The organism is Pseudomonas sp. p50(2008) (assembly GCF_015351605.1).
Classification (GTDB): Bacteria; Pseudomonadota; Gammaproteobacteria; order Pseudomonadales; family Pseudomonadaceae; genus Aquipseudomonas.
This window is the reverse complement of sequence record NZ_JACMYF010000006.1, coordinates 307,099-331,294: the sequence shown is the minus strand read 5'-3', so window position 1 is coordinate 331,294 and position 24,196 is coordinate 307,099. Positions and strand designations below refer to the sequence as shown.

Below are 24,196 nucleotides of genomic sequence, written 5' to 3'. Positions count from 1 at the left end.
GACTTACAACCACAGGTTCAGCAAACGTGCACCATGGGCGTTGCCGTCGGCGAAATGCTGCCCGTTGCTGCTGAGAAAACTTTGACCGGCACTGCCTTTATCCCAGAACTGGCCACGCAGGAACACGCTCATGCCGGCGATGGCCTGGCTGCTGGGCGGCTGGGCCGTCAGTGTCAGGCGTTGCCAGGCCTGGCCTTCACTGAGCTCGCCGGCCTTGAGGCTGATTGAGCTCGGTGTCGTCAACCCTTTGTAACCGCGCCACGGCTTGTCCCAGGCTCCGCGACCGGCGACATACGCCGGCACGGCGATCAGTTGGGCGCCCTGACTGTCGAGCTTGCGGTAGTTGTCCGGATACCAGCTGTCGCTGCCGATCAACACACCCAGACGTCCGGCAGGGGTGTCAACGACATTCAGGTCATGCTCACCGTTCGCCGCGATGACATCACTTTGATCGAAGATCGGGTGCATTTGACGTTGCGGCTGACCAATGGGCAGTCCGTCGCGATCGAACACGACGGAGCTGTTGAACAGCGCGCCACGACCGATTTTCAGCGTACCGTCGATGACGCTCGGCTCGGGCAGCACGATGGAACCCGCGACCAGGGTCACGCGGAATTCTTTCGCCAGGCCACCAAACAACGCCTGGTAATCCTTTGCCATGCCTTTGGCTTTCATACGCAAGTGCGCATCATCCACGCGGTTCTCACCTTTGGCGGCGATCAGCGCGCGGGCGAACTTCAATGGATTGCTCACCGCCAGCCAGTTCATGGCGTCTTTCAAGGTGTTGGCCTGGTACAGCTCATCCTTCTCGCCACTGACCATCAGCCAGGTGCCGATGTGTTCAGGCAGTACGACGATGGTTTTTTCGTTGAGCAGGCCTTGCTCCTGAGCCTTCTGCAGATACGCGGCGAGCTTGCGGTGCAAGCGCTCGGAGCTTTGGTAGTCGGTGGGAAACAGCTCGGGCTGGATGCCCAGCAGGTTGCCATGATCCGCGGGCGTCCCCTGGTCGACAGCGAGATCGATACGCAGGTCTGACAGGTAATGCCCCACCGGTCTGTCCGCGGCCCACATTGCGTAGGTCGTCAGGGCGGCAATCAATGCCATGGAAAAGGTCAGGTACAGAAGTTTGCGCATGGGAAAACAGTCAACGGCCGTGTGCAGGATTCGCGACTAGGGTAGGGCCCATGTCGCCGCTTGCCAAGGGGCGCTGCGCATTTGGATCAATAAGTTGTCAGTTACGGTCATTGAGCGACAGCGTCGCGGCTCTTAGTCTGTCGAACATGACTGATGGGGGCCGCAGAGCTCCCGCATTTTTTCCGTGATCGCTCGTTGTGGAGTTACCGATGGCCGCCGCTCATTACCCGCACCTGTTGGCCCCGCTGGACCTGGGTTTTACCACGTTGCGTAACCGCACCCTGATGGGCTCGATGCACACGGGGCTCGAAGAGAAACCGGGTGGTTTCGAGCGCATGGCGGCGTACTTTGCCGAACGTGCCCTTGGCGGCGTTGGCTTGATGGTGACCGGCGGCATTGGCCCGAACGACGAGGGTGGCGTGTACTCCGGTGCGGCCAAGCTCACCACCGAGGAAGAAGCGCTCAAGCACCAGATCGTCACCCGTGCGGTGCACGAGGCGGGCGGCAAGATCTGCATGCAGATCCTCCACGCCGGGCGCTATGCCTACAGCCCGAAACAAGTCGCGCCGAGTGCGATTCAGGCGCCGATCAACCCGTTCAAGCCTAAAGAGCTGGACGAGGAAGGTATCGAGAAACAGATCAGCGATTTCGTGACCTGCTCGACCCTGGCGCAAAAAGCCGAGTACGACGGTGTCGAAATCATGGGCTCGGAAGGTTATTTCATTAACCAGTTCCTCGCCGCTCACACCAACCACCGCACCGACCGTTGGGGTGGCAGCTACGAAAACCGCATGCGCCTGCCAGTAGAGATCGTGCGCCGGGTGCGCGAAGCCGTTGGCCCGAATTTCATCATTATTTTCCGCCTGTCGATGCTCGACCTGGTGGAAGGCGGCAGCACCTGGGAAGAAATCGTGACCCTGGCCAAGGCCATCGAACAGGCCGGGGCAACGATCATCAACACTGGCATCGGCTGGCACGAAGCGCGGATTCCGACCATTGCCACCAAGGTTCCACGCGCGGCATTCAGCAAAGTCACGGCCAAGCTGCGGGGTTCGGTGAGCATTCCATTGATCACCACCAACCGTATCAACACGCCGGAAGTCGCCGAGCAGATTCTGGCCGAAGGTGACGCCGACATGGTGTCCATGGCACGGCCGTTCCTCGCCGACCCGGATTTCGTCAACAAGGCCGCCGCCGGCCGTGGCGATGAAATCAACACGTGCATCGGTTGCAACCAGGCCTGCCTGGACCACACGTTCGGTGGCAAGTTGACCAGTTGCCTGGTGAACCCTCGGGCCTGTCATGAAACCGAGCTCAACTACCTGCCAGTGAAGCAGATCAAGAAAATCGCGGTAGTCGGTGCCGGTCCTGCAGGTTTGTCGGCAGCGACCGTGGCGGCTGAGCGTGGCCATCAGGTGACGTTGTTCGATTCGGCCAGCGAAATCGGTGGTCAGTTCAACATCGCCAAGCGCGTACCGGGTAAGGAAGAGTTTTTCGAAACCTTGCGTTATTTCGGCCGCAAATTGCAGACCACCCACGTCGAGGTGTGCCTGAACACACGTGTCGATGTGGCCACACTGGTGGCAGGCGGTTACGACGAGATCATCCTCGCCACGGGTATCGCCCCAAGAACGCCGGCCATTCCCGGTGTCGAGAATGCCAAGGTGTTGAGCTACCTGGACGTGATCCTGGAGCGCAAACCGGTGGGCAAACGTGTCGCCGTCATCGGCGCGGGTGGTATTGGTTTTGACGTGTCGGAATTCCTCGTGCATCAGGGCGTGTCCACCAGCCTTGATCGTGAAGCATTCTGGAAAGAATGGGGCATCGACACCCATCTGGAAGCACGCGGCGGCGTCGCCGGCATCAAGGCCGAGCCACATGCTCCGGCCCGCGAAGTGTTCCTGCTGCAACGCAAGAAATCCAAGGTGGGCGACGGCCTGGGTAAAACCACTGGCTGGATTCACCGTACAGGTCTTAAAAACAAACAGGTGCAAATGCTCAACAGCGTCGAATACCTGAAGATCGACGATGAAGGCTTGCATATCCGCATTGGTGAAACCGGTGAGCCGCAGGTGCTGGCCGTGGACAATATCGTGATCTGTGCCGGTCAGGATCCATTGCGCGAGTTGCAGGACGGCTTGACTGCCGCGGGTCAGAATGTGCATTTGATCGGTGGTGCGGACGTGGCGGCAGAGCTCGATGCCAAGCGCGCGATCAATCAGGGTTCGCGGTTGGCTGCCGAGTTGTAACTTTCGAAAATCCTTGTAGCAGCTGGCGCAGCCTGCGCCAGCTGCTACAAGGCCTGCGGTGACTGTTAGACTCGATTCTTTTCCAGATCGCGCACAGCCAATGCTTTTTCCCTCGTCCAGCTGGCTTCCCCCGATTCCCCTTGAACTCGTGAATTTCGACTGGCTTACCCACGCCGGTATCGAATTGGCGATTCTGCGTCTTGACCAGATAGATCCGCTGATCAGCGGCAACAAGTGGTTCAAGCTTATCGAGCATCTGAAGGCGGCCGACCAGTGCGCAGCCAAAGGCATCATCAGTCTCGGTGGTGCGCATTCCAACCACCTGCACGCGCTCGCCGCCGCTGGTAAGCGCTTTGGGTTTCCCACTGTCGGCCTGTTGCGCGGTCACCCTCAGGAAACTCCTACGGTCGAAGACCTTCACGCGTTCGGCATGCAATTGCATTGGCTGGGTTATGGCGGTTATCGAGCGCGGAACACGCCGGGTTTCTGGTTGCCCTGGCAGGCGCAGTATGCGGATTTTCAAGCGGTTCCCGAAGGCGGCGGTGGGCTTCTGGGCGCGCGAGGTTGCATGCAGCTCAAGGCTGCCGTCCACGATCAATTGCGCAGTGTGGGATGGCGTGATTACGACGGTTGGTGGCTGGCCTGCGGTACCGGAACCACCTTGGCCGGATTGGTATTGGCGGAAGCGGGAGAGCATCCGGTGTATGGCGCACTGGCGGTGCCTGATGATCATGGCGTGGCGCAGCAGGTCCAATCAATTGTGCAAGAAGCGGGCTTGCGACAGCCCCTGTACGAACTGCTCGATGCGAGCCGTGGCGGCTTTGCCAAAGTCGATCCGCTGTTGCTCGAATTCATCGGACAGGCTGAACAGGCCTGCGGTGTTCCCCTCGAACCGCTGTACACCGGCAAGGCACTGCTGGCGCTCAAGCAGCAGGTGGCAGCCGGACGGTTCAAGAAAGGTACGCGCTTGATCTTCGTCCACACCGGCGGCTTGCAGGGGCGCCGAGGATTCATCTCGCAATTCTGATGGCGCTGCAAACCATTGCAGGAGTGAGCCTGCTCGCGATAGCGGAGTGTCAATCGGCATCAATGTTATCTGACACTCCGCCATCGCGAGCAGGCTCACTCCCACAGGGGGCCGGTTCTTGCTGGTGTCAGATATCGCGGCTCACCCGTTTGGGCATCATCCGCAGAAGGGTGTTATCGCGCACCACGTAATGGTGATAAATCCCCGCCAACGCATGCAGGCCGATCAGCCAGTAGCCGATCGTTCCGCCCAGCACGTGCCAGCCTTCGATCTGTTTCGCCAGCGCCTTGTCTTCCGACAACAGCATTGGCAGGTCGACGCCATAAAACATCACCTGATGGCCTTTGGCGCTGGTCACCAGCCATCCCAGAATCGGCATGGCAATCATGAAAATATACAGCGCCCAGTGCATCAGTCTGGCCAATACCGTCTGCCACTGAGGCGATGCCGGGAAGATTTTTGGCGCCGGGCCGAGGCTGCGCGCGAACAGGCGTAGCCAGACCAACACAAATACCGTCAGGCCAAGCAGGAAATGCGATTCAGTGATCAGCGTCCGGCCGCCACTGCCCTTGGGAAAGATCCCGCGAAATTCAATGCAGGCATACACCAGTGCCAACAACACCAGCATCAACCAATGCAACGTGATCGATACGGTGCTGTAGCGTGATTCGGAGTTCGTCCAGGGCATACGGGTGTTCCTCACAGGTCGGTTCCAGCGTCACCGTTCTCATCCGACGGCGTGCTTTAACTGTAAGCCTGTTTCATCAGGTTTGCCTGAGGCTATTGACCTTTCAATGCTCTGGCTCAACAGATTGACCACAAAAAAGCGCCAGTTCCGCTAAAGAACTGGCGCTTTGAAATCCCCCGTTCGAGTTGATCAGCTGCTTTGTGGCATTTCACCGTTCGCCAGGCGCTTGTTGATATCGGCGATCACCTCCGGCAAATCGGCAATGGTATCGATCATGTAGTGAGGGCGAGAGCCTTCGAACATCCCGTGGATACGCGTGCGCTCGCTGTCCAGCTGGTCGCTGCCGAGGGCGCGAAAACCTTCATAATCCAGGCCCAATGCGTTGCCCGAGCAGATCAGTGCCACGGTCCACATGCCGGCGCGACGACCTTCGAGAATGCCCGGCACCGTGTCATCGATTTTCACGCAGGCCGCGACATCGTCGATCCCCAGGGCGATGACATTGGCCAGTGCCTGTGCCGGCCATGGACGACCGTTCGGAACTTCATCGGTGGCCACCACGTGGTCGGCGATGTAGCCGTTGGTGGCCGCCAGTTCGACCACTTTGTCCATGACCTGTTTCGGGTAACCGGAGCAGGAACCGATCTTGATCCCTTGTTGGCGCAGGAGGGCGATGGTGTCCAGCGCGCCCGGAATCAATGCCGAGTGCTCCGCGATCTTTTCAATCTGCAAAGGCATGAAGCGTTTGTAGATGGCGGTGACGTCATCGTCGGTTGGCGTGCGGCCGAACACCGCGCGATAACGCTCTGCCACTTGCGGCTGGTTGCACAGGGTGCGGATGTGATCCCACTTGCCCATGCCCATCGGACCGCGGGCTTCTTCGATCGACACCTGGACGTCGAACTCGGCGAAGGCCTCGACAAAAATCTGCGTCGGCGCGAAGGAACCGAAATCGACCACGGTGCCGGCCCAGTCGAGGATCGCGGCCTGGAGTTTGGTTGGGTTTGCGTAGTTCATGGTAATCAAATCCTGTCGTTGGAAAAATGATAATCCCTGTAGCGGCAGCCTCGCAGGCTCGGCAACTGCTACAGAGGGTCGGGAGTCAAATTTCTAAAACTTCCATCTCACGCAACACTTCACCGACCGCCGCCACGGCCGCGTGCATCTCGGCCTGATTAACGTGGCCAATGCAACCGACGCGGAACGTTTCAACCTGGGTCAGCTTTCCGGGATAAAGAATGAAACCCTTGGCTTTCACGCGCTCGTAGAACTCCTTGAACTGGTAGCGCGGATCGTTTGGCGCGTGGAACGTCACGATGATCGGCGCCTGGATCGCGGCAGGCAGGAAGCTGCGCAAGCCCAGACGGGCCATGTCATCCAGCAGCACCTGGCAATTGTTCGCATAGCGTTGATGCCGGGCCGGCAAGCCGCCTTCTTCGTTGTATTGCAAGAGGGCTTCGTGCAGCGCGGCGACCACGTGAGTCGGCGGAGTGAAGCGCCATTGGCCGGTCTTGGCCATGTAGGCGTGCTGGTCGTACAGGTCCATCGCCAGGGAGTGGGAATTACCGGCGGCATTTGCCAGGGATTCTTTGCGAGCGAACACGAACCCCATACCCGGTACGCCCTCGAGGCATTTGCCCGAGGCGGCGATCAACGCGTCAAACGGCACCTGCTGCGCATCGATCGGCAGGCCTGCGAAGGAGCTCATGGCGTCGATGATCAGGCGTTTGCCGTGCTGCGCAACGACCTGGGCGATGTCTGGCAGCGGGTTGAGGATGCCGGTGCTGGTTTCGCAGTGGATCAGCGCGATGTGAGTAATGCTGGAATCGGCGTGAAGCAGGCGATCCACGTCGGCGGCGGTGGTCGGTTCGTCTTCGGCGGTTTCGAAGGTGCTGAACGAGCGACCCAGCACTTCACAGATTTTCGCCAGGCGTTTGCCGTAGGCACCGTTGATCAGCACCAGGACCTTGCCGTCACGGGGCACCAGGGTGCCGATCGCCGCTTCGACCGCGAAGGTCCCGCTGCCTTGCAGAGGCACACAGTGATGGCTTTCGGCGCCATTGATGATGGTGAGCAGTTGCTCGCACACGCTGGCGGTTAGTTGATTGAACCGGTCATCCCATGAACCCCAATCGACCATCATGGCCTGGCGAGTGCGGGCCGACGTGGTCAGTGGGCCAGGGGTGAGCAGGATGGGTTCGGCAGTACTCAATCTCGTGTCCTCGTAATCAATGGGGTAAAGCTACGGGGCTTAAATTGCAATTTGCCGTGCTATCAATCAAATTGTTTATTGTTATGCCAACCATCAGTGAGAGTTATTCATGAACTTGTTCCAGCTCCGCGCGTTCGATGCCGTGGCCCGCGAAGGCAGTTTTACCCGGGCTGCTGCGCGGTTGTTCATCAGCCAGCCTGCGGTCACCGGGCACATCAAGGCGCTGGAAGAGCATTACCAGATCACTTTGTTGCGGCGCACGGCGCGACGGGTGGAGCTGACGGAGGAGGGGATAAAGCTCGCCGCCATCACCCGGGCGATGTTTGGTCTTGCTGAAGAGGCGCAGGTGATGCTGGAGGCAAATCGACAACTGCTGACCGGGCGTCTGGAGGTGGCCGCGGACGGGCCGCACCTGGTCATGCCGATGCTGGCCAGCTTGCGTGCGAGGTATCCGGGCGTCACGGTGAACCTGCGCTTGGGTAATGCTCAGGAAACGCTGACGGCGCTGTTGTCAGAGCATGCCGACGTGGCCGTGCTGACCGAGGTTGAGCCGCGCAAGGGGCTGCACTTGCAGGCGTTGAGCGAATCGCGAATCTGCGCGCTGGTGCCGGCGGGGCATCCATGGGCGCAGCGTTCCAAGGCCGTGCACATCAAGGAATTGGATCAGGTGATCATGGTGTTGCGTGAGCCGGGCTCGGTGACCCGGAGCACGTTTGATGACGCCTGTGCTCAAGCGAAGGTTAATCCGCGCGTACTGCTGGAGCTGGACAGCCGTGAGGCGGTAACGGAAGCGGTGGCTGCGGAGTTGGGGGTTGGCGTGGTGTCTTCGGTAGAGGTAAGCCACGACCCGAGGGTGGTGGCGGTCACGATTATCGGTGACGGGCTGGCTAACCGGCACCTGATCGGGTGCATGGAGCGGCGTCGCAATTTGCGGTTGATACAGGCGTTTTTCGAGTTGGCGCCCGGGATGAGTTGACCGCCATCCCTGTACCATCCAGATGCAATGTTTGACTCAACGATTGATCAACCAATCAAACAACAGGCCGGTATTGCCGCCGTGTTGCGGCTCGGGCTTGCTCTGTCGGGATTGTCTGCTGCCAGCCCACATCACCGGGCGATCCGGGTCGCTGTCGAGAAAACTGACGAATACGTCAGTACCGGCTTTCGGCAGTCCGACAAGGTTCGAGTGAGCGTCCGGTGTCGCGCAGACGATGGGCACCCACATGCCGTCGGGCTCTTCCGGGTCGGGTTCGGACGTTGGCCACAACCTGACCTGAACGCGACCTTGATCATCCCGTGTGGCGGGTTGTCCTGGACAGCCAAGTACGCGCGCGGGCTGATACCCGGGAATGCGGGTTTTAGTGCGCGTGACTGGCGGCCGGAAAACCGTTGACCAGGGAATGGCGGTGAATTGATTGTGGTAACTCGCGGCAATGCTGTCCTGGGCCAGAATCGAGGGATGCTGCCCGTGGTGCCGGACCTCGGTGAGCAGCCACTGATCGTTGAAGCTCATGATGGGATGCTCTGAGACCTGGACAATCCGTGCGCTGCGCAATGCAGGCTGTGTGCTTTCACCATGGATTTGCTGCGGTGTGCAGCGCAGGCGCTCCAGTTTCCGTTGGCTGCATTGCTGGTGATGAACCTGCTCGGGAGTGGACAGAACGGCAGTTCGCGATGCCTTGGCGAAGGCGTGGTTGGCGGCATCGCCGAGCGTGTCGGGTATACCGCGATTTTTCGCCTGCCGTTGTGCGTGCGTGTGCAGGGCATCGTGGCGCTGATACAACCGCGTAATCGCCGACGTCCTGTTGAAGTCATCTCCCTCCTGTTGGAAAGGCGCCAGTCGCGGGTCCTGAGGGAAGCTCAGGCTGTCATCGGCCAGCACCAGCACGTGACCTTTCCGGTGATGTTCGAAGTGAAAGTGGATGCCTTCTTCTTCGCACAGTCGCTTCAACAGGGCCAGATCACTTTCCTCGTACTGAATGCAAAAAGGTCGGGGTGGGTACAGGCCGTTCAGCTCGATGCGATAGCTCTCTTCGGGCAGTTCATTTTGCTCCAGTAGTTGACGCAGGATGGTCGGCACGTCGAGGTGATGAAACACCCGGCGGCAGGTGTCTGATTCCAGCCTTTGAAGGTAGGGAACTACTGTCAGCGTGTAGCCGATCTGAAGCGATCCATGATGCTCGCGTGTGGCGCTGTGGACACTGCCATGAATCCCGTCGCCGTTCCCCAGATCGAGAAAAACCGGCTTTCGCAGCAGCCTGCCGAAGTCCATGGCCGGTGCCATGGCAATCACCTCAATCTCGAAACGATAGAGCTGGTTGAGTCCTTCAGAACCCCTGAACCGCACTGCCTGAAGCGTCAGATCGCCCTCCAGGAGAGTGAGCGTGAAGGGGCTTTCCTTGTCGTTATGCATAGGGCGCGCTTCTGCTGTGAGTACGGATGCAGAGGGTACGAAACCGCAGCAGATTAGGGATGCGGCAATCGACTTTTCAGAATCGCCCTACAACCCTCGGTGAAGAAGCCGATCTGTCTGTCGGTGAAGGTGGAATTTTTGGTCGATTGCCAACTTTAGGCCGTATAAACTTGCGCAAAGCGTCGGCCAATAGATGTCTCGGCGCCACAGATAAGAGAGTGAGTAATGGGCGCACAGTGGAAGGTTAAACACAAAGAAGCGGCATCTAACGCCAAAGGGAAGATCTTCGGCAAACTGGTGAAAGAAATCACCATCGCTGCGCGTAACGGTGCCGATGTGACAACCAACGCGCACTTGCGCCTGGTGGTTGAACAGGCCAAAAAAGCTTCGATGCCCCGTGAAACCCTGGAGCGGGCGATCAAGAAAGGTTCGGGCCAGCTCGGCGAGACGGTGCAGTACCATCGCGTAACGTATGAAGGGTTCGCGCCGCATCAAGTGCCCCTGATCGTTGAATGCGTGACCGATAACATCAACCGCACGGTCGCTGAAATCCGCGTTGCGTTCCGCAAGGGCCAACTGGGCGCTTCGGGTTCGGTGTCCTGGGACTTCAACCATGTCGGCATGATCGAGGCGTCCCCGGACAGCCCTGACGCCGATCCGGAAATGGCCGCTATTGAAGCGGGTGCCCAGGATTTCGAGCCAGGCGAAGAAGAGGGGACCACCTTGTTCCTGACCGAGCCGGCGGACCTTGATGCGGTGCAGAAAGCGTTGCCGGAGCAGGGCTTCACGGTGTTGTCGGCAAAACTGGGCTATCAGCCGAAGAACCCGGTCAGCGGTTTGAGCGACGAGCAAATGGCCGAAGTCGAAGCCTTCCTCGAAGGCCTGGATAACCATGATGACGTGCAGGACATGTTTGTCGGGTTGGCGGGTTGATTTGAGCTGTATGCAATGACAAATGTGGCGGGGGAACTTGCTCCCTCGCCACAGGTTATGGGGTCACCTTAACTCCCGTACAACGTCACTGAACCCAGGTCGAGCCAGCACGTCCGGCTGACAGCAACGCTGCTGTAAATCCTCCAGCTGCCCACGGCTTTCATCGCTCAATCCTGAGTCGATCCGCTCCAGCAACTCCCCTAGCAGAACCCCGAACGCGCGCACTTCAATCCGTTGCAATGCCCGGCTATCGGGACTGTCCGTGGTCGCGTGAAAAGACGCTGCACCAAAGTCTCCCAGCAGACAATCACCTTGATCATTGCAAAGAATATTGTGGCCATAGAGGTCGCCGTGGGTGATGCCGTGTCGATGCAGGTGTTCGGCCACCGACGCAACGCCCTTGGCGATACGCAAGGCAACGTCCGCGCTGAAACGGGCATCGTCGGCATACACATCACGGGTGCAGGACTCAAGGCTCGGCAGCCCGGCGAGATTGCGGAAACTCGGCTCGATCAGCTCCATCACCAACCCGGCTTGCGCCTGTGGATGCCCGGTGATTCGTCCTTCGACCCGGATCAGGTTCGGATGAACTCCAGCGGTGATGCAGGCATTCATTTCGTGCAAGGGCGAGCCATCGCTGGTCATCTCGCCCTTGTAGAGCTTGACCGCGACCTGGGTGGCAGATGTGTTCGCAGGCTGCAGCGTGGCTCGGTGAATCACCCCCGAAGCCCCTTCGCCAAGCTGCTGCTCCAGGCGCAGCGATGACCAGGGGATGCTCGGGGTTGCTTCAAGGGCCGCCGCGTCGGCTTCGGTCTCCAGCGGGTTGCCGGCGAAGGCCAGCCACGTCAGGCGGGGCAGCGTGAGCAGCCAGTCGGGAAGCACCTCGAGCTGGTTGGCAGCGATGCGGATCAGTTCGAGTCGACGGCACTGGCGCAGGCTTTCGGGCAAGTGCTGCAAGCGGTTACCCGCCAGCATGAGTTTTTGCAGGTATGGGCGTTCACCCAGCTCGGTCGGTAATTCGCTGATGCAGTTGTCGGTCAGGATCAGCCAGCGCAACAACGGTGGCAATGCGGCGCCCGGCACCTGTTCAATGTGGTTGGCCTTGAAACCGACCATGGTCAGCGCGTCGCAACGGCCCACGCAGGCGGGCAGTTCCGTGAACGCATTGTCCGAGCAGAACAGCACGCGCAAACGTGTCAGGCGGTGCAGATCATCCGGCAGTTGGCTCAGGGCATTGCCGCTGAGGTTGAGCACCTCCAGGGTATCCGCCAGGTCGAAGATTTCCCGGGGGAACTCCGTCAGGCCGCAGGCGAGGTCCAGTCGGGTAGCGCCTGCCAGTGTTCCGGCGCGCAGTTGGGCAAGGGTGTCCATGAACGGGGTTCGCTATTGATCGAGGGTAGGGCGTAGAGGCCTGAAGATGGGCGACATGATAGCGGGAAAGATGTGGCGCCTGTCAGGCCGTCATCGCGGGCAAGCCCGCTCCGACAGTTGACCGTGTCCTTTCAGATAACTCGATCAACTGTGGGAGCGGGCTTGCCCGCGATGAGGCCATTAGCGACACCAAAGAATACAGATCAAACCATACCCTTTATCTCCACCAACTGCCCCAACCGACTACGCGTCCGTGCCAGATCAATCGCCTCTCCGTCCAGGCTTTCACGCAACGACCGCTGGCCAAGCAAGGTCAGGTGCTTGTCCTGATCGTACAAAACGTCAACCAGATTGATGAACCGCTGCTGCGCCGCAATGGACGCATCGGCCAGGCTGGGCAGCGCGACGATGATCCAGTGATCAAACCGTCGGCACAGCTCCAGATAGTCCATCACCGCCGTAGGCTGGTCACACAGATCGGCAAAGGTAAAACCGACCGTGCGCCCTTCGCAGTATCGGGCTTGAAGGTGTCGGGTTCCGACGGGCAGCTTGATCGGCGGCGTATCACTATCGGGCAGGTTCAGTGCCTGACGCTGCCGTGTCGTGTCTGGCCAAAGGTACTGACCTTGAGTGAAAAGCTGTTGAGCGTGGGTTCTTGCCTGGCTGCGGTAATCGTGCGGCCCACCGACTTCCATGACCTGCATGCGCGCGTTGATCAGGTCGATCACCGGTTTGAACCGCGCGTGGTAAAGCGGGTTCGGCAGCAAACCTTCCGGAGGGTAATTGGAGGTGACCAGCAGCAGGATGCCCCGCTGGAAAAGCGCTTTGAACAGTCGCGTGATGAGCATCGCATCGCCGATGTCATGGACGTGAAATTCGTCGAAACACAGCATCCGGCAATCGCTCAGCAGTTCATCGAGGGTGAGTTCCAGGGCGTCGGGCCGATCACGATGACTGAACAGGCCCTGATGCAACTGAGCGAAGAACTCATGGAAGTGCAGCCGGCGTTTTTCCGCGATCGGGATGGCCTGGAAAAATCCGTCGAGTAGCCAGCTTTTGCCTCGTCCCACAGCGCCATGCAGGTAAAGTCCGGGAAGGGGTTTCGCCAAGGCGCCCAGCAACGCCGCGGCGTGCTGTGCCATGCAGTCGATCACGCGCTGCTGACTGTGGCTGAGGGTGTAACCCTGGGCGTGCGCCTTGTGGCGGAAGTAGTCATGAACAAGCCGACCGCTGGCGTTGCTGGTGGAAGCATTCGAGGCTTTGCCCAGCAAGCGGCGCAGCACAGGCCAGCGTGATGTGAGTCGCGGACGGTTAGGTGGTCGAACGGCCACTGTGATAGCACTCTGTGATGGTCAGGCCGTCGTCCCAAGCGGCGGCGGCACAGTTTAACCAAATAGAGATTTTTCCTTCCAGTCACTCCGAGCCTTGCCGCGAGCCATTGGACAGAAATATGCGGATGCACACCACGCTCGCGACCCTGTCGGTTGGGGCGGGTTCAGAACTGTACAGTCTGCTTGAGCATTTGCGCCGCCGAGGTGTCGCTCGGGCTGACCATTGCATAGTTGTAACCGGCGCCCGACCAGTACTCGGCCTGCAGCTCGCCGTCGTGGCGACTGCCCCTGGGCAGGAAGAGGTTTTTGGGGCCAGGTGGGCGTACGTAAAAGCTGATTTTCTGCCCCTCGGGGTTTTCGTAGACCACCATCGCCGCGGGTCCCTGTTCGGTGCTGAGCAACCGTCCGCTGACCGGTTTGAACCCTGCGCTCGCAAGGTTCGGCAGGCGGTTGGCCCGGGTGAAATAGCGGTCAAGCCAACCTTGTACATCGCCATCGTCGCTGACCTTGAAATCCGCCGGCAAAATGCCTTGCTGCGCAAACAGACGGTACGCCTGCAGGGCATCGGTCATGGGTGCCTGGGCACTGACTAGGGTCATCTCGCGGGCCTGCCAGCCACTGAACCCGCCGACACTGACGGCAATCAGCAGCACAGCGGCGCTCGCCAGATGACGGCGCGATTGTCGTTTGACTCGCTGGCGAATCATTGAGGGTGTGAGTTGCGGATTGACCGGTTGCTGCAACAAGCCGCTCAAACCTGCCCGCAGTTGCTGAGCGTCCCGCTGCCAGGCACGCACAGTGGCTGCCACTTCGGCATTGCTTGCCAGAAAAGTCTCCACCAGACGACGGTCATCGTCGCTGAGCTGGTGGTCGATGTAAGCGTGCAGGTCACGCTCGCTTGGGGGCATGCTAATCATTTAAGTCTCCGCAAAGCAGGGCGGATGATTTCACCCTCGCTGAGGTGGCGCAACGCTTGGCGGGCGCGGGACAGACGGGACATCACGGTGCCAATGGGCACGCCGAGAATTTCGGCGACCTCTTTATAGCTCAGGCCTTCTACCGACACCCAAAGCAGCAGCGCGCGCTGTTCAGTGGCGAGTTGGTCGAAGGCCTGGAGGGTGGATTGGGCGATCACGGTGCGTTCCGCCGATGGCTGCGAGTCATCACGACCGGTAAAGAATTCGAGCATTCGCGCGTATCGCCGGGTGCGCCGATGCGCATCGAGAAACTGTCGATACAGAATCGAAAACAACCAGGCGCGCAGATCACCTTCGGGGCGTTTGTCGTTCCAGCGCGACAACGCCCGCTCCAGGCTGGCCTGCACCAGGTCATCGGCGCTGCTGGGGTTGCGCGTGAGCGAAAGCGCAAACCGCCGCAGTCTGGGAATGATTTCACTCAGTTGTTCGTCGATATCGCTCATGAATTTCTAACCAGTCACTACGCTCTGTGAATGGGAGACGTCCGGCATTGGAGGTTATTCCACGCCTGAACAAATAAATACCGGGCAATGGAATAAACCGCCTGGGCGTTCGTCTGCTTGATTCTTCTCACTTGTGGCCGATGGCCCTGGAGTCATTCATGGTAGATCGCTCAACACCGCCCACTCGACCACCGCTGAGTGCTGCAAGCCTGGTGTTTCGTCTGGCCGGTATCGCCGTGGTCGTCGCGGTCGTGGCCGGGGCTTTTGCCTACGTCAACGGCACGTTTGACCCACAACGGCTGACGCCGAAAAAGTTGATCAATGTTCTGGAAACCAACAACGGCGTGCATCCGGGGTTCCGGCGAAACCATTCCAAAGGCGTGTGTGTGATCGGCCATTTCGAGAGCAGCAGCGAGGCGCGCAATTACTCCACTGCGCAGGTGTTCAATGAAGAGCGCACACCTGTGGTGGGTCGTTTTGCCTTGCCGGCCGGCAACCCGTATGCCCCGGACAACAGCGTGCCGATCCGCAGCATGGCCCTGCGCTTCACCCAGGCCAACGGCCAGCAGTGGCGCACCGGGATGAACAGCATGCCGGTGTTCCCGGTGGGCACCCCTGAAGCGTTCTACCAATTTCAACAAGCCCAGTCTCCCGTCCCGGCCACCGGCAAACCGGACCCGGCGGCAGTCCCGGCGTTTTTCGCTTCACACCCGGAAGCCATACCTTTCCTGACATGGGTTAAAACGGCCAAGCCTTCCGCCAGCTACGTGACGGAAACCTATAACAGCGTCAATGCGTTCTACCTGGTCAATGCCGCCGGGCAACGTCAGGCCGTGCGCTGGAGCATGGTGCCGTTGGCGCAGGATGCAGCGGGTGCGACGGCACCGGCGGGTGGGGATTTCCTGGAGAAAGACCTGGTCCAGCGAATCGCCGCAGGACCGTTGCGCTGGCAGCTGAACATCACGCTGGCTGACCCGGGTGACCCGGTGAACGATGCCAGCAAGCCCTGGCCTGACGGGCGCAAAGTGCTGAACGCGGGCACGCTGGTGCTCGAAAGCACCCAGCCGCAGCTCAATGGCGAATGCCGCGACATCAACTATGACCCGCTCGTATTGCCTGCCGGCATCGAAGGTTCGGACGATCCATTGCTCGCCGCTCGTTCCGCCGGGTACGCCAGTTCCTATCTGCGACGCACCAGCGAAGTCAGCCAGTTGCCCGCCGCCAAACAGGAGGCTCAACAATGAGCACTCAACCGAACCATTTCGCACCGTTGGCGCGGCTGCTGCATTGGCTGATGGCACTGATGGTCATCGCCATGCTGTTTATTGGCGCGGGCATGGTCGCCTCGGTGTCAGAGCGTCATGAGTGGCTGATCCATCTGCACAAACCCCTGGGCATCGCCATTCTGCTGCTGGTCATCGTGCGCCTGGTGGTGCGGTTTTCCACCCGGCAGCCGCCATTGCCCGCGGATTTGCCGGGATGGCAGGTGTTGGCGGCCAAGGCATCTCATGTGTTGCTGTACGCCTTGATGCTGATCTTGCCGTTGCTGGGCTGGGCCATGATCTCGGCGGCGGGTGACCCGGTGATGCTCAGCAGCTCGTTGCAATTGCCGTCGATCGTGCCGGCCAACGCCCAGGTGTTTGCGATCTTGCGCAAGGCACACGGTTACCTGGCGTACCTGCTGTTTCTGACCGTACTGCTGCATTTGGCGGCAGCGTTGTTCCACGGTTGGGTGCGCCGCGACGATGTGCTGGACAGCATGCTGCGGGGCAAGGATCGCGTTTGATTTCTTAGCCACGTCGAATCTGAGGAGATACACACTTTTGCAGGAGCTGCCGCAGGCTGCGATCTTTTGATCTTGTTATGAGATCAAAATCAAAAGATCGCAGCCTGCGGCAGCTCCTGCATGGTTAGGGTAACGCCACTTCTGCACGTTTGCTTCTGGGGGCGAGCGTGCTCCACCAATAGATCAACGCCACAGCGTTGATCCCTGCACCCAGCAAACACACTCCGAGCCAGCCACCCCAGGCATACATCGCCGTCGAGCCGATCGAGCCCAAGGCGCTGCCTATCGAATAGAACAGCATGTAAGCGGCGGTGAGTCGGCTTTGGGCTTCGGGGCGCACGCTGTAGATCATGCTCTGGCTGGTGACGTGCACGGCCTGTAAACCCAGGTCCAGCGTGATTACGCCCAGCAACAAAGCCCATAACGAAGATTGAGTAAAGGCAATCGGCAGCCAGGAAGCCAACATCAACAACAGGGAACAGCCGCTGGTCCATTGGCCCCAACCCCGATCAGCCAGGTGCCCGGCGCGAGCGGCTGCCAGCGCACCGGCGGCACCCGCCAGGCCAAACAATCCGATATGAGTATGGGACAGCGACAGCGGCGGGGCGCTTAGCGGTAGCACCATCGGCGTCCATAACACCATGGCGCTGGCGAAGGTCAGCAGCGCTAGAATCGCCCGTTGACGAAGTACGGGCTCTTCCTTGAACAAGGTGAAAACCGAGCCGAGCAGCGCGCCGTAAGAACTGTCGGGCTGCCTGTCCTCGTGCTTGGGCAGCACGCGAAACAACAGCAGCGCCATGGCCAGGGTCAAGCCTGCCGACAACAGATACACCGAGCGCCACCCCGCCAGATCCGCCATGCCGCCGGCCACTGTACGGGCCAGCAAGATGCCGACGACGATGCCGCTGGTGACCACGCCCACCACGCGCCCTCGCTGCGCCGGGAGTGCCAATGTCGCGGCGTAAGCCACCAGGACCTGCGTCACCACCGCCAGTAACCCGGTCAACGTCATCCCGATCAACAGCCAGGTGCTGTTCGACGCGCACGCAATCATCAACAAGGCCAGGGCCGACAGCAGTGTTTGCGTGAGGATCAGCCGTCTGCGATTGAGCAGATCCCCGAGTGGTACCAACAGCAACAGACCCGCGCCGTACCCGACCTGGGTCAGTGTGACGACGATGCCGATGGTTGCCGGGTCCATCGCAAACGCGGCGGCCATGGCATCGAGCAGGGGTTGTGCGAAGTAAACGTTACCGACTGCCAGTCCGCAGGCGACAGCGAACAGCAGCACCACGGCGCTGCTGAGTACATGATGATCAGGCTTCATGCCGAACTCCCAATGTGGTTTCAATTTAAAACCAGTTGTACGGTAGGGAATCTGGTTTTATATTGCAACCACATTTGTTTCAGTGGATTCGGACATGGTTAGACGTATAAGCGAGGAAGACGCCGAATGCCCGGTCGCACGATCCGTGGAAGCCATCGGCGATGGCTGGTCGTTGCTGATCGTGCGCGATGCCTTTGACGGCATTTGCCGGTTCGGTGAGTTCCAGCGCAGTTTGGGCATGGCCAAGAACATTCTGTCGGTGCGCTTGCGCGCACTGGTGGCCCACGGAATTTTCGATCTGGTGCCGGCCTCGGATGGCAGCGCTTATCAGGAATATGTGCTGACTGAGAAGGGCAAGGGCTTATTCCCGCTGATCATCGGATTGCGGCAGTGGGGGGAGGCGTTTTTCTTTGAGGAAGGGGAGGCGCATTCGCGGCTGGTTGACCGCGAACACGGTCTGCCGCTGCGGCCTCTGGAGCTGCGTGCCGAGGATGGGCGGTTGCTGGGGCCGGAGGATTGTGTGCGAATCGCTGCCGATTGAACGGCAAAAGATCGCAGCCTGCGATCTTTTGATCTTTCAATGTGTAAACAGGATCAGCGCAGGGTATCGACCATGTCCGCCACGGTGGTCAACACATCCTTGCCCAACTGCTTCGAACGTTTCCCCGACCAACCCGTAATCGGGTTAGGCGCATCATTGTTGTCCTTGAAGGGCATTTCCAGGGTCAGCGACAGGCAGTCGAATTTTTCGCCGACGCTGTTGCACGCCAGGGTCATGTTGGCCTCGCCCGGCTTGTCCCGGGTGTAGCCGTGTTTGGTCTGGAAGTCTTTGGTCAAATGCTTCAGATGATCGCGGAAGCGGGTTTCGAGCTGCTCGATCCTTGGCGTATAACCGGGATTGCCTTCGCAACCGGCGGTGAACACGTAAGGGATTTCTTCATCACCATGGATGTCGAGGAACAGGTCGACGCCATGTTTTTCCATCTGCTGCTGAACGAACAGCACTTCCGGGCTCATCTCCTGACTGGCGCTCTGCCACGCGCGGTTCAGGTCCTGGCCCATTGCATTGGTGCGCAGGTGGCCATGGAAGGCGCCGTCCGGGTTCATGTTCGGGACCAGATAAAGGTCGGCGCTGGCCAGCAGTTTGTTCAACACGGGATCGTCGTGATGCTCCAGACGCTCGATCACGCCTTCCATGAACCATTCGGCCATGTGCTCGCCCGGGTGTTGCTGGGCAATCATCCAGACCTTGCGCCGGCCCTCGGCACCGGTGCCTTTGCGCAGCAGCTGAATGTCCCGGCCTTCGACGCTCTTGCCGGTGGCCAGCAGTTCGGTGCCGGCCTTGCTCAGCGCCTGCTCTATCAACCAGTCATGGCGGCCACGGCTGTAGGGTTCGAAGTAAGCGAACCAGGCATGGGTGGCGGTGGTTTCGAGGCTGAAGCGCAGGCAGTCGCCTTCGAAAATGGTCGGCACCCGGAACCAGTTGACGTGGTCGTAGGAGGCGACGGCCTGGTAACCATCCCAGGCTTTGTTGTAGGAAGATTTGCTGGCATTGCTCAGGCGAAACCAGTGCTCCTGACCGACGTGCAGGCCACTGGCCTTGAAGTGGAACCACTGGAAATGCGGGCTGCGCGTGTCGGGCCTGATGGCCAGGAGCGCGTGAAGCGGATTGCTGATATCCAGCACTTCAATGTTGCCGCTGTCGAAGTTTGCGCTGATGTCAAAAGAGGATTTAGCCACGGCCATCGTCGATTCCTGAATATGATTTTTATGGCAGGTACTTTACACGCTGGGAAGCGCTCAGGCGGGTAGAAAAAATCCCCCCGATCATCTGATGCAGTGGGCGCCCGCTCTGGCCACTTGTGCATCATGTTCGGCTTTCACGCCGGACACCCCCACCGCGCCGATGACCTGGCCATCGACAATGATCGGCACGCCGCCCTCCAGTGAAGTGAGCAGGGGGGCGGACAAAAACGCAAAGCGCCCACCGTTGACCATCTCCTCATAGTCGGTTGATTCGCGTCGGCCCAGAGCGGAGGTGCGAGCCTTTTGGGTGGCGATGTAGGCGCCTATCGGGGCGCACCCGTCGAGGCGTTCGAGCGCCAGGGGATGACCGCCGTCGTCGACGACGACAATGGTCACGGCCCATTGATTGTTCTGGGCTTCAGTGCGGGCGGCGGTGAGGATCTGGCTGACTTCGGTCTGGCTCAACACGGCTTTGCTTTTCATGTGAATCTCCAGTGGTCGGTCAAGGCAACGCGGCTTCGACCAGTTCGATCCAGTGCCGAACGGGGGTTCGACCTGCACCATCCAGGTGGGACTGACAGCCGATATTGGCCGTGACGATGACGTCAGGGTGGCCGCTCTCCAGGGCATTGAGTTTGTTATCGCGCAATTGTCTGGACAGTTCAGGTTGGGTGATCGAATACGTGCCCGCCGAACCGCAGCACAAATGGCTGTCGGGCACGGCGGTAAGGTTGAAGCCTAGTCGAAGCAGGACCGCTTCAACGGCGCCGCCGAGTTTTTGTGCGTGCTGCAACGTGCAGGGGCAATGGAAAGCCAGGCGTTGTTCACTGTGTACAGCGAGTTTTTCCAGCGGCTCATCGCGTAGTACTTCAACCAGATCCTTGGCCAGGGCACTGACTTTTTTCGCCTTGTCGGCATACGCCGGATCGTTTTCGAGCAAATGCCCGTAGTCCTTGATGAAGGCACCACAACCGCTGGCGGTTTGCACGATGGCTTCGGCGCCGTTTTCGATGCTCGGCCACCAGGCATCGATGTTTCGTCGGGCGCGGTCCAGCCCCGCGGACTGAGCATCCAGGTGATAGTCCACCGCACCGCAGCATCCGGCCTCCCGCGCTGGCGTGATGCTGATGCCCAATCGATCCAGGACCCGCGATGTCGCCGCATTGGTATTGGGCGACAGGCCGGGCTGAACGCAGCCTTCGAGTATCAGAACCTGCCGAGCGTGGCGCGTAGTCGGACGTGGTTTGGCGGGTGCCATGTTGCGCGGCAATTTGACTCGCAGGCTGTCGGGCAGCAGGGCGCGGAACACCTGACCACTGTTGACCAGCCCCTTGAACAGACCCGGATTGGGCACGACACCACGCAGTCCCTCGCGCAGCAGCCGTTGGCCGAGTGGGCGCGGCACCGCTGCATCGACCACCGCACGGCCGATATCCAGCAGGTTGTGATAGTCGACGCCGGACGGGCAGGTGGTTTCGCAGTTGCGGCAGGACAGGCAGCGATCAAGGTGCTGTTGGGTTTTCTGCGTGACCTCGTTACCTTCCAGCACTTGCTTGATCAGGTAGATGCGGCCCCGGGGTCCATCCAGTTCATCGCCGAGCAATTGATACGTCGGGCAGGTGGCATTGCAGAAACCGCAGTGCACGCATGAGCGCAGGATACTTTCTGCTTCTTCGGCACGGGGTAGCTGGCGGGCGTGTTCGCTCAAGGTGGTCTGCATGGCTCAAAGCTCCGCATACAGGCGTGCGGGGTTGAAGATTCCCCGAGGGTCGAGTTGTTGCTTGAGATTCCGGTGGTAACGCATCAATGACGCCGTCAACGGTTGGAACGGGCTGTCGATCAGGCCATGGCTGTAGCAGGTCACATGCCCGCCGACTTCCTCGACAACCTGGCGAATGAACGCCGCGTCGCCGTCGGATTTGAGCCAGCGTTGCGCACCGCCCCAGTCGATGATTTGCGTGCCCGGCAGGGAAAGCCGGGGCGTGTTGTGGGGGACGGACAGTCGCCAGAGCGGCTGGACTTCATCGAAAAAGCTCAAGCGCTGTTCATTGAGATCCGCCCAATAGGAAGAATCCAGCGGCTCACCGCCCAAGCGGTCATGCGCCGCCGTCACCGAACCTTCGCCGCCCTCCAGGCGCAAGTGCAGACGCTGACCGTCGTGGCACGCGGCGCTGATCGGCAAGGGTTGTTGGCCCCATTCCGCCAGGCGCAGCAAGGCGCGGTCGCTGTCCATTTCCAGGCTGATGCTCAAGCATTGGCGCGGTTTCGGCAGGACTTTGAGCGAGACTTCGCTGATCACCCCAAGGGCGCCAAAGCTGCCGGCCATCAGCCGCGACAGGTCGTAACCGGCCACGTTCTTCATCACCTCGCCACCAAAGCGCAAATGCTTGCCATGGCCGGTGATGACGCGAGTGCCCAGGACAAAATCCCTGACCGAGCCTGACCATGGCCGCCTTGGTCCCGACAACCCGCTGGCGATCATGCCGCCCACCGTCGCGCCTTCGCCAAAGGAAGGCGGTTCGCAGGGCAGCATCTGTTGCGCGGCGTCCAATGCTTCAGTGAGCTGCGACAAAGGCGTGCCGCACCGTGCGGTGATGACCAGTTCAGTCGGGTCATAGCTGACAATGCCCCGGTGGGTGCGCGTGTCGAGGACTTCACCGGCGACGATGCGCCCCAGGAACGCTTTGCTGTTTGAGCCTTGAATGCGCAATGGTGTGGCGTTCTGCAGCGCCTGATTGACCTGTTCCAGCAGCGCGCGGCTGTCATCGAAATCCTGTTCGCTGCGCATCAGAATCGCTCCAGTTCGGGGAAGGGCAACTGCCCCATGTGAACGTGCATGGCGCCGAACTCGGCGCAGCGGTGCAGGGTTGGAATGTTCTTGCCAGGATTGAGCAAACCGCTCGGATCGAACGCGGCCTTGACGGCATGGAACACGGTCAATTCATCGCTGTTGAACTGCGCGCACATCTGATTGATTTTCTCCCGACCCACGCCATGCTCGCCGGTAATGCTCCCACCGACTTTCACGCACAACTCCAGGATCTTGCCGCCCAGGGCTTCGGCGCGATCAAGCTCGCCCGGTTGATTGGCATCGAACAGGATCAGCGGGTGCATGTTGCCGTCACCGGCATGGAACACGTTGGCCACGCGCAGATCGTATTCGGCCGATAACGCTGCAATCGCCTGCAGCACGCCCGGCAACTCACGGCGGGGAATGGTGCCGTCCATGCAGTAGTAGTCCGGAGACAGTCGACCCACCGCCGGGAACGCATTCTTGCGTCCGGCCCAGAAGCGCACCCGTTCGGCCTCGTCTTTGGCGAGCCTCACTTCGGTGGCCCCGGCCTGTTCCAGCACCTGGCGCACGCGGTCGCAATCCTCGTGCACGTCCGCTTCAACGCCGTCGAGTTCACACAGAAGAATGGCCTGGGCATCGACTGGATAACCGGCGTGAATGAAATCTTCGGCGGCACGAATCGCCAGGTTATCCATCATCTCCAGTCCGCCGGGAATGATGCCCGCGGCGATGATGTCTGCGACCGCGCGACCGGCTTTCTCGACGGAGTCGAACGCCGCCAGCAGCACTTTGGCCGTCTGCGGCTTGGGCAGCAATTTGACCGTGACTTCGGTGATGACCCCGAGCATGCCTTCGGAACCGGTGAATAACGCCAGCAGATCGAAACCCGGGGAGTCGAGTGCATTCGAGCCCAGCGTCAGGTGTTCACCGTCGACCGTCAGGATCTCGACCTTGAGCACGTTGTGCACAGTTAAACCGTACTTCAGGCAATGCACGCCACCGGCGTTTTCCGCAACGTTGCCGCCGATGGAACAGGCGATCTGTGAGGACGGGTCCGGCGCGTAATAAAGTCCATAAGGGGCAGCGGCCTGGGAGATGGCCAGATTGCGCACACCCGGTTGAACCCGTGCGGTGCGGGCGGCAGGGTCGATCTGCAGAATGTTGTTGAAGCGCGCCATCACCAGCAATACGCCTTTTTCCAGGGGCAATGCACCTCCGGACAAACCGGTTCCGGCGCCACGGGCGACGACCGACACGCGTCGTTCATGGCAGACCTGAAGTACAGCTTGTACTTCGTCCAGGTGACGCGGCAGAACGACCAGTAAAGGCGTGGTGCGATAGGCTGACAGCCCGTCGCACTCGTAAGGTTTGAGTTCTTCCTGCTGATGCAGGATCTCCAGATTCGGCAGTCGCGTTTGCAGTGCGTGCAACAGCGCGCTTTTATCAACGTCGGGCAGGACACCGTCGACGCGTTCGTCGTAGAGGATGTTCATAGGCGGTTCACGACACTCCTTTGTTTTTATAAGAGGCCTGTCGCTTTCATCATTGGCCGCACGCGTCAAACTGTCTATCGGTTGTTGGGCCAATAGAAACAGTTTTTGATGAGGTATTTTGAGGTGCGCGTGGGAATCGCAGGTAAAACAGCGGCTTATGAGCCTGTGAACGTAAGCGGTTTTGTTGCTGCTGGAGAGGGGTGAAACGGGGGGCGTCTTCCTTGACGCCGACGCAGCTTAGAGACTGTGCGATTGATTCTCAAGTGCTAATT

General features: G+C 60.0%; 22 protein-coding genes. 7 read left to right on the top strand and 15 right to left on the bottom strand.

Translation table 11 applies throughout. The features are described 5' to 3' along the window. Positions 1-3: 3 nt before the first annotated feature. Positions 4-1,134 carry a carbon-nitrogen hydrolase family protein gene (locus H7698_RS18805; RefSeq protein WP_194692425.1) on the bottom strand — a complete coding sequence of 377 codons (1,131 nt, stop codon included), beginning with the start codon at positions 1,132-1,134 and terminating at the stop codon, positions 4-6. A gap of 209 nt (positions 1,135-1,343) precedes the next feature. On the opposite strand from H7698_RS18805, the gene H7698_RS18800 reads away from it, so the two are divergent. Beyond that, a complete protein-coding gene (locus tag H7698_RS18800; protein WP_162437566.1) occupies positions 1,344-3,383 on the top strand; it encodes an NADPH-dependent 2,4-dienoyl-CoA reductase in 2,040 nt (679 codons plus the stop codon). A 100-nt stretch (positions 3,384-3,483) separates the two neighbouring features. Beyond that, positions 3,484-4,410, top strand: a complete 927-nt coding sequence (locus H7698_RS18795; RefSeq protein WP_194692424.1) for a 1-aminocyclopropane-1-carboxylate deaminase/D-cysteine desulfhydrase — start codon at positions 3,484-3,486, stop codon at positions 4,408-4,410. Between the two features lie 127 nt (positions 4,411-4,537). Here H7698_RS18795 and H7698_RS18790 read toward each other — a convergent pair whose 3' ends face one another. The 3 genes from H7698_RS18790 to H7698_RS18780 all read right to left on the bottom strand — a co-directional run bounded on the left by H7698_RS18790 (position 4,538) and on the right by H7698_RS18780 (position 7,310). After that, positions 4,538-5,098: a cytochrome b gene (locus tag H7698_RS18790; RefSeq protein ID WP_194692423.1), complete on the bottom strand. Its 561-nt coding sequence runs from the start codon at positions 5,096-5,098 to the stop codon at positions 4,538-4,540. Between the two features lie 189 nt (positions 5,099-5,287). Beyond that, on the bottom strand, positions 5,288-6,115 hold the full coding sequence (gene phnX, locus H7698_RS18785; protein ID WP_162437563.1) for a phosphonoacetaldehyde hydrolase: 828 nt from the start codon (positions 6,113-6,115) through the stop codon (positions 5,288-5,290). Between the two features lie 85 nt (positions 6,116-6,200). Beyond that, positions 6,201-7,310, bottom strand: coding sequence for a 2-aminoethylphosphonate--pyruvate transaminase (locus H7698_RS18780; protein WP_194692422.1), 1,110 nt, complete (start codon positions 7,308-7,310; stop codon positions 6,201-6,203). 109 nt (positions 7,311-7,419) lie between these two features. Here H7698_RS18780 and H7698_RS18775 point away from each other — a divergent pair, with 109 nt between their 5' ends. After that, positions 7,420-8,286: a LysR substrate-binding domain-containing protein gene (locus H7698_RS18775; RefSeq protein ID WP_194692421.1), complete on the top strand. Its 867-nt coding sequence runs from the start codon at positions 7,420-7,422 to the stop codon at positions 8,284-8,286. A gap of 36 nt (positions 8,287-8,322) precedes the next feature. Here the strand turns inward: H7698_RS18775 and H7698_RS18770 are convergent, their stop codons facing one another. Beyond that, the gene (locus H7698_RS18770; protein WP_194692420.1) at positions 8,323-9,723 is read right to left on the bottom strand and encodes a type VI secretion system Vgr family protein; all 1,401 of its coding nucleotides are present in this window, start codon (positions 9,721-9,723) and stop codon (positions 8,323-8,325) included. A 225-nt stretch (positions 9,724-9,948) separates the two neighbouring features. Between H7698_RS18770 and H7698_RS18765 the strand changes: the two genes are divergently transcribed. Then, on the top strand, positions 9,949-10,656 hold the full coding sequence (locus H7698_RS18765; protein WP_194692419.1) for a YebC/PmpR family DNA-binding transcriptional regulator: 708 nt from the start codon (positions 9,949-9,951) through the stop codon (positions 10,654-10,656). A gap of 63 nt (positions 10,657-10,719) precedes the next feature. On the opposite strand, the gene H7698_RS18760 is transcribed toward H7698_RS18765, so the two are convergent. The 4 genes from H7698_RS18760 to H7698_RS18745 form a co-directional block, all read right to left on the bottom strand. Further along, positions 10,720-12,027 carry a leucine-rich repeat-containing protein kinase family protein gene (locus H7698_RS18760; protein WP_194692418.1) on the bottom strand — a complete coding sequence of 436 codons (1,308 nt, stop codon included), beginning with the start codon at positions 12,025-12,027 and terminating at the stop codon, positions 10,720-10,722. 203 nt (positions 12,028-12,230) lie between these two features. Beyond that, a complete protein-coding gene (gene zapE, locus H7698_RS18755; RefSeq protein ID WP_194692417.1) occupies positions 12,231-13,358 on the bottom strand; it encodes a cell division protein ZapE in 1,128 nt (375 codons plus the stop codon). Between the two features lie 164 nt (positions 13,359-13,522). Further along, a complete protein-coding gene (locus H7698_RS18750) occupies positions 13,523-14,275 on the bottom strand; it encodes an anti-sigma factor family protein (RefSeq protein ID WP_162437556.1) in 753 nt (250 codons plus the stop codon). Continuing rightward, a complete protein-coding gene (locus tag H7698_RS18745) occupies positions 14,272-14,778 on the bottom strand; it encodes a sigma-70 family RNA polymerase sigma factor (RefSeq protein ID WP_194692416.1) in 507 nt (168 codons plus the stop codon). The genes H7698_RS18750 and H7698_RS18745 overlap by 4 nt, the downstream gene beginning before the upstream one ends. 158 nt (positions 14,779-14,936) lie before the next feature. On the opposite strand from H7698_RS18745, the gene H7698_RS18740 reads away from it, so the two are divergent. Both H7698_RS18740 and H7698_RS18735 read left to right on the top strand, forming a co-directional pair. After that, positions 14,937-16,022 (top strand): catalase family peroxidase, encoded by a 1,086-nt coding sequence (locus H7698_RS18740; RefSeq protein WP_194692415.1) that lies wholly within the window; start codon positions 14,937-14,939, stop codon positions 16,020-16,022. Next, on the top strand, positions 16,019-16,564 hold the full coding sequence (locus tag H7698_RS18735) for a cytochrome b (protein ID WP_162437553.1): 546 nt from the start codon (positions 16,019-16,021) through the stop codon (positions 16,562-16,564). The genes H7698_RS18740 and H7698_RS18735 overlap by 4 nt, the downstream gene beginning before the upstream one ends. Positions 16,565-16,688: 124 nt before the next feature. Here H7698_RS18735 and H7698_RS18730 read toward each other — a convergent pair whose 3' ends face one another. Continuing rightward, positions 16,689-17,891 (bottom strand): MFS transporter, encoded by a 1,203-nt coding sequence (locus tag H7698_RS18730; RefSeq protein WP_194692414.1) that lies wholly within the window; start codon positions 17,889-17,891, stop codon positions 16,689-16,691. Positions 17,892-17,985: 94 nt separating this feature from the next. Here H7698_RS18730 and H7698_RS18725 point away from each other — a divergent pair, with 94 nt between their 5' ends. After that, the gene (locus H7698_RS18725) at positions 17,986-18,432 is read left to right on the top strand and encodes a winged helix-turn-helix transcriptional regulator (RefSeq protein WP_162437551.1); all 447 of its coding nucleotides are present in this window, start codon (positions 17,986-17,988) and stop codon (positions 18,430-18,432) included. Positions 18,433-18,485: 53 nt separating this feature from the next. On the opposite strand, the gene H7698_RS18720 is transcribed toward H7698_RS18725, so the two are convergent. From H7698_RS18720 to glcD, 5 genes are all read right to left on the bottom strand, one after another. Further along, positions 18,486-19,637: a M14 family metallopeptidase gene (locus H7698_RS18720; protein ID WP_194692413.1), complete on the bottom strand. Its 1,152-nt coding sequence runs from the start codon at positions 19,635-19,637 to the stop codon at positions 18,486-18,488. A gap of 81 nt (positions 19,638-19,718) precedes the next feature. Continuing rightward, positions 19,719-20,120 carry a heme-binding protein gene (locus tag H7698_RS18715; protein WP_162437549.1) on the bottom strand — a complete coding sequence of 134 codons (402 nt, stop codon included), beginning with the start codon at positions 20,118-20,120 and terminating at the stop codon, positions 19,719-19,721. 19 nt (positions 20,121-20,139) lie between these two features. Continuing rightward, a complete protein-coding gene (glcF, locus tag H7698_RS18710) occupies positions 20,140-21,357 on the bottom strand; it encodes a glycolate oxidase subunit GlcF (RefSeq protein ID WP_194692412.1) in 1,218 nt (405 codons plus the stop codon). 3 nt (positions 21,358-21,360) lie between these two features. Continuing rightward, on the bottom strand, positions 21,361-22,425 hold the full coding sequence (gene glcE / locus H7698_RS18705) for a glycolate oxidase subunit GlcE (RefSeq protein WP_194692411.1): 1,065 nt from the start codon (positions 22,423-22,425) through the stop codon (positions 21,361-21,363). After that, positions 22,425-23,924 (bottom strand): glycolate oxidase subunit GlcD, encoded by a 1,500-nt coding sequence (gene glcD, locus H7698_RS18700; RefSeq protein ID WP_162437546.1) that lies wholly within the window; start codon positions 23,922-23,924, stop codon positions 22,425-22,427. The genes glcE and glcD overlap by 1 nt, the downstream gene beginning before the upstream one ends. Positions 23,925-24,196 lie beyond the last annotated feature (272 nt).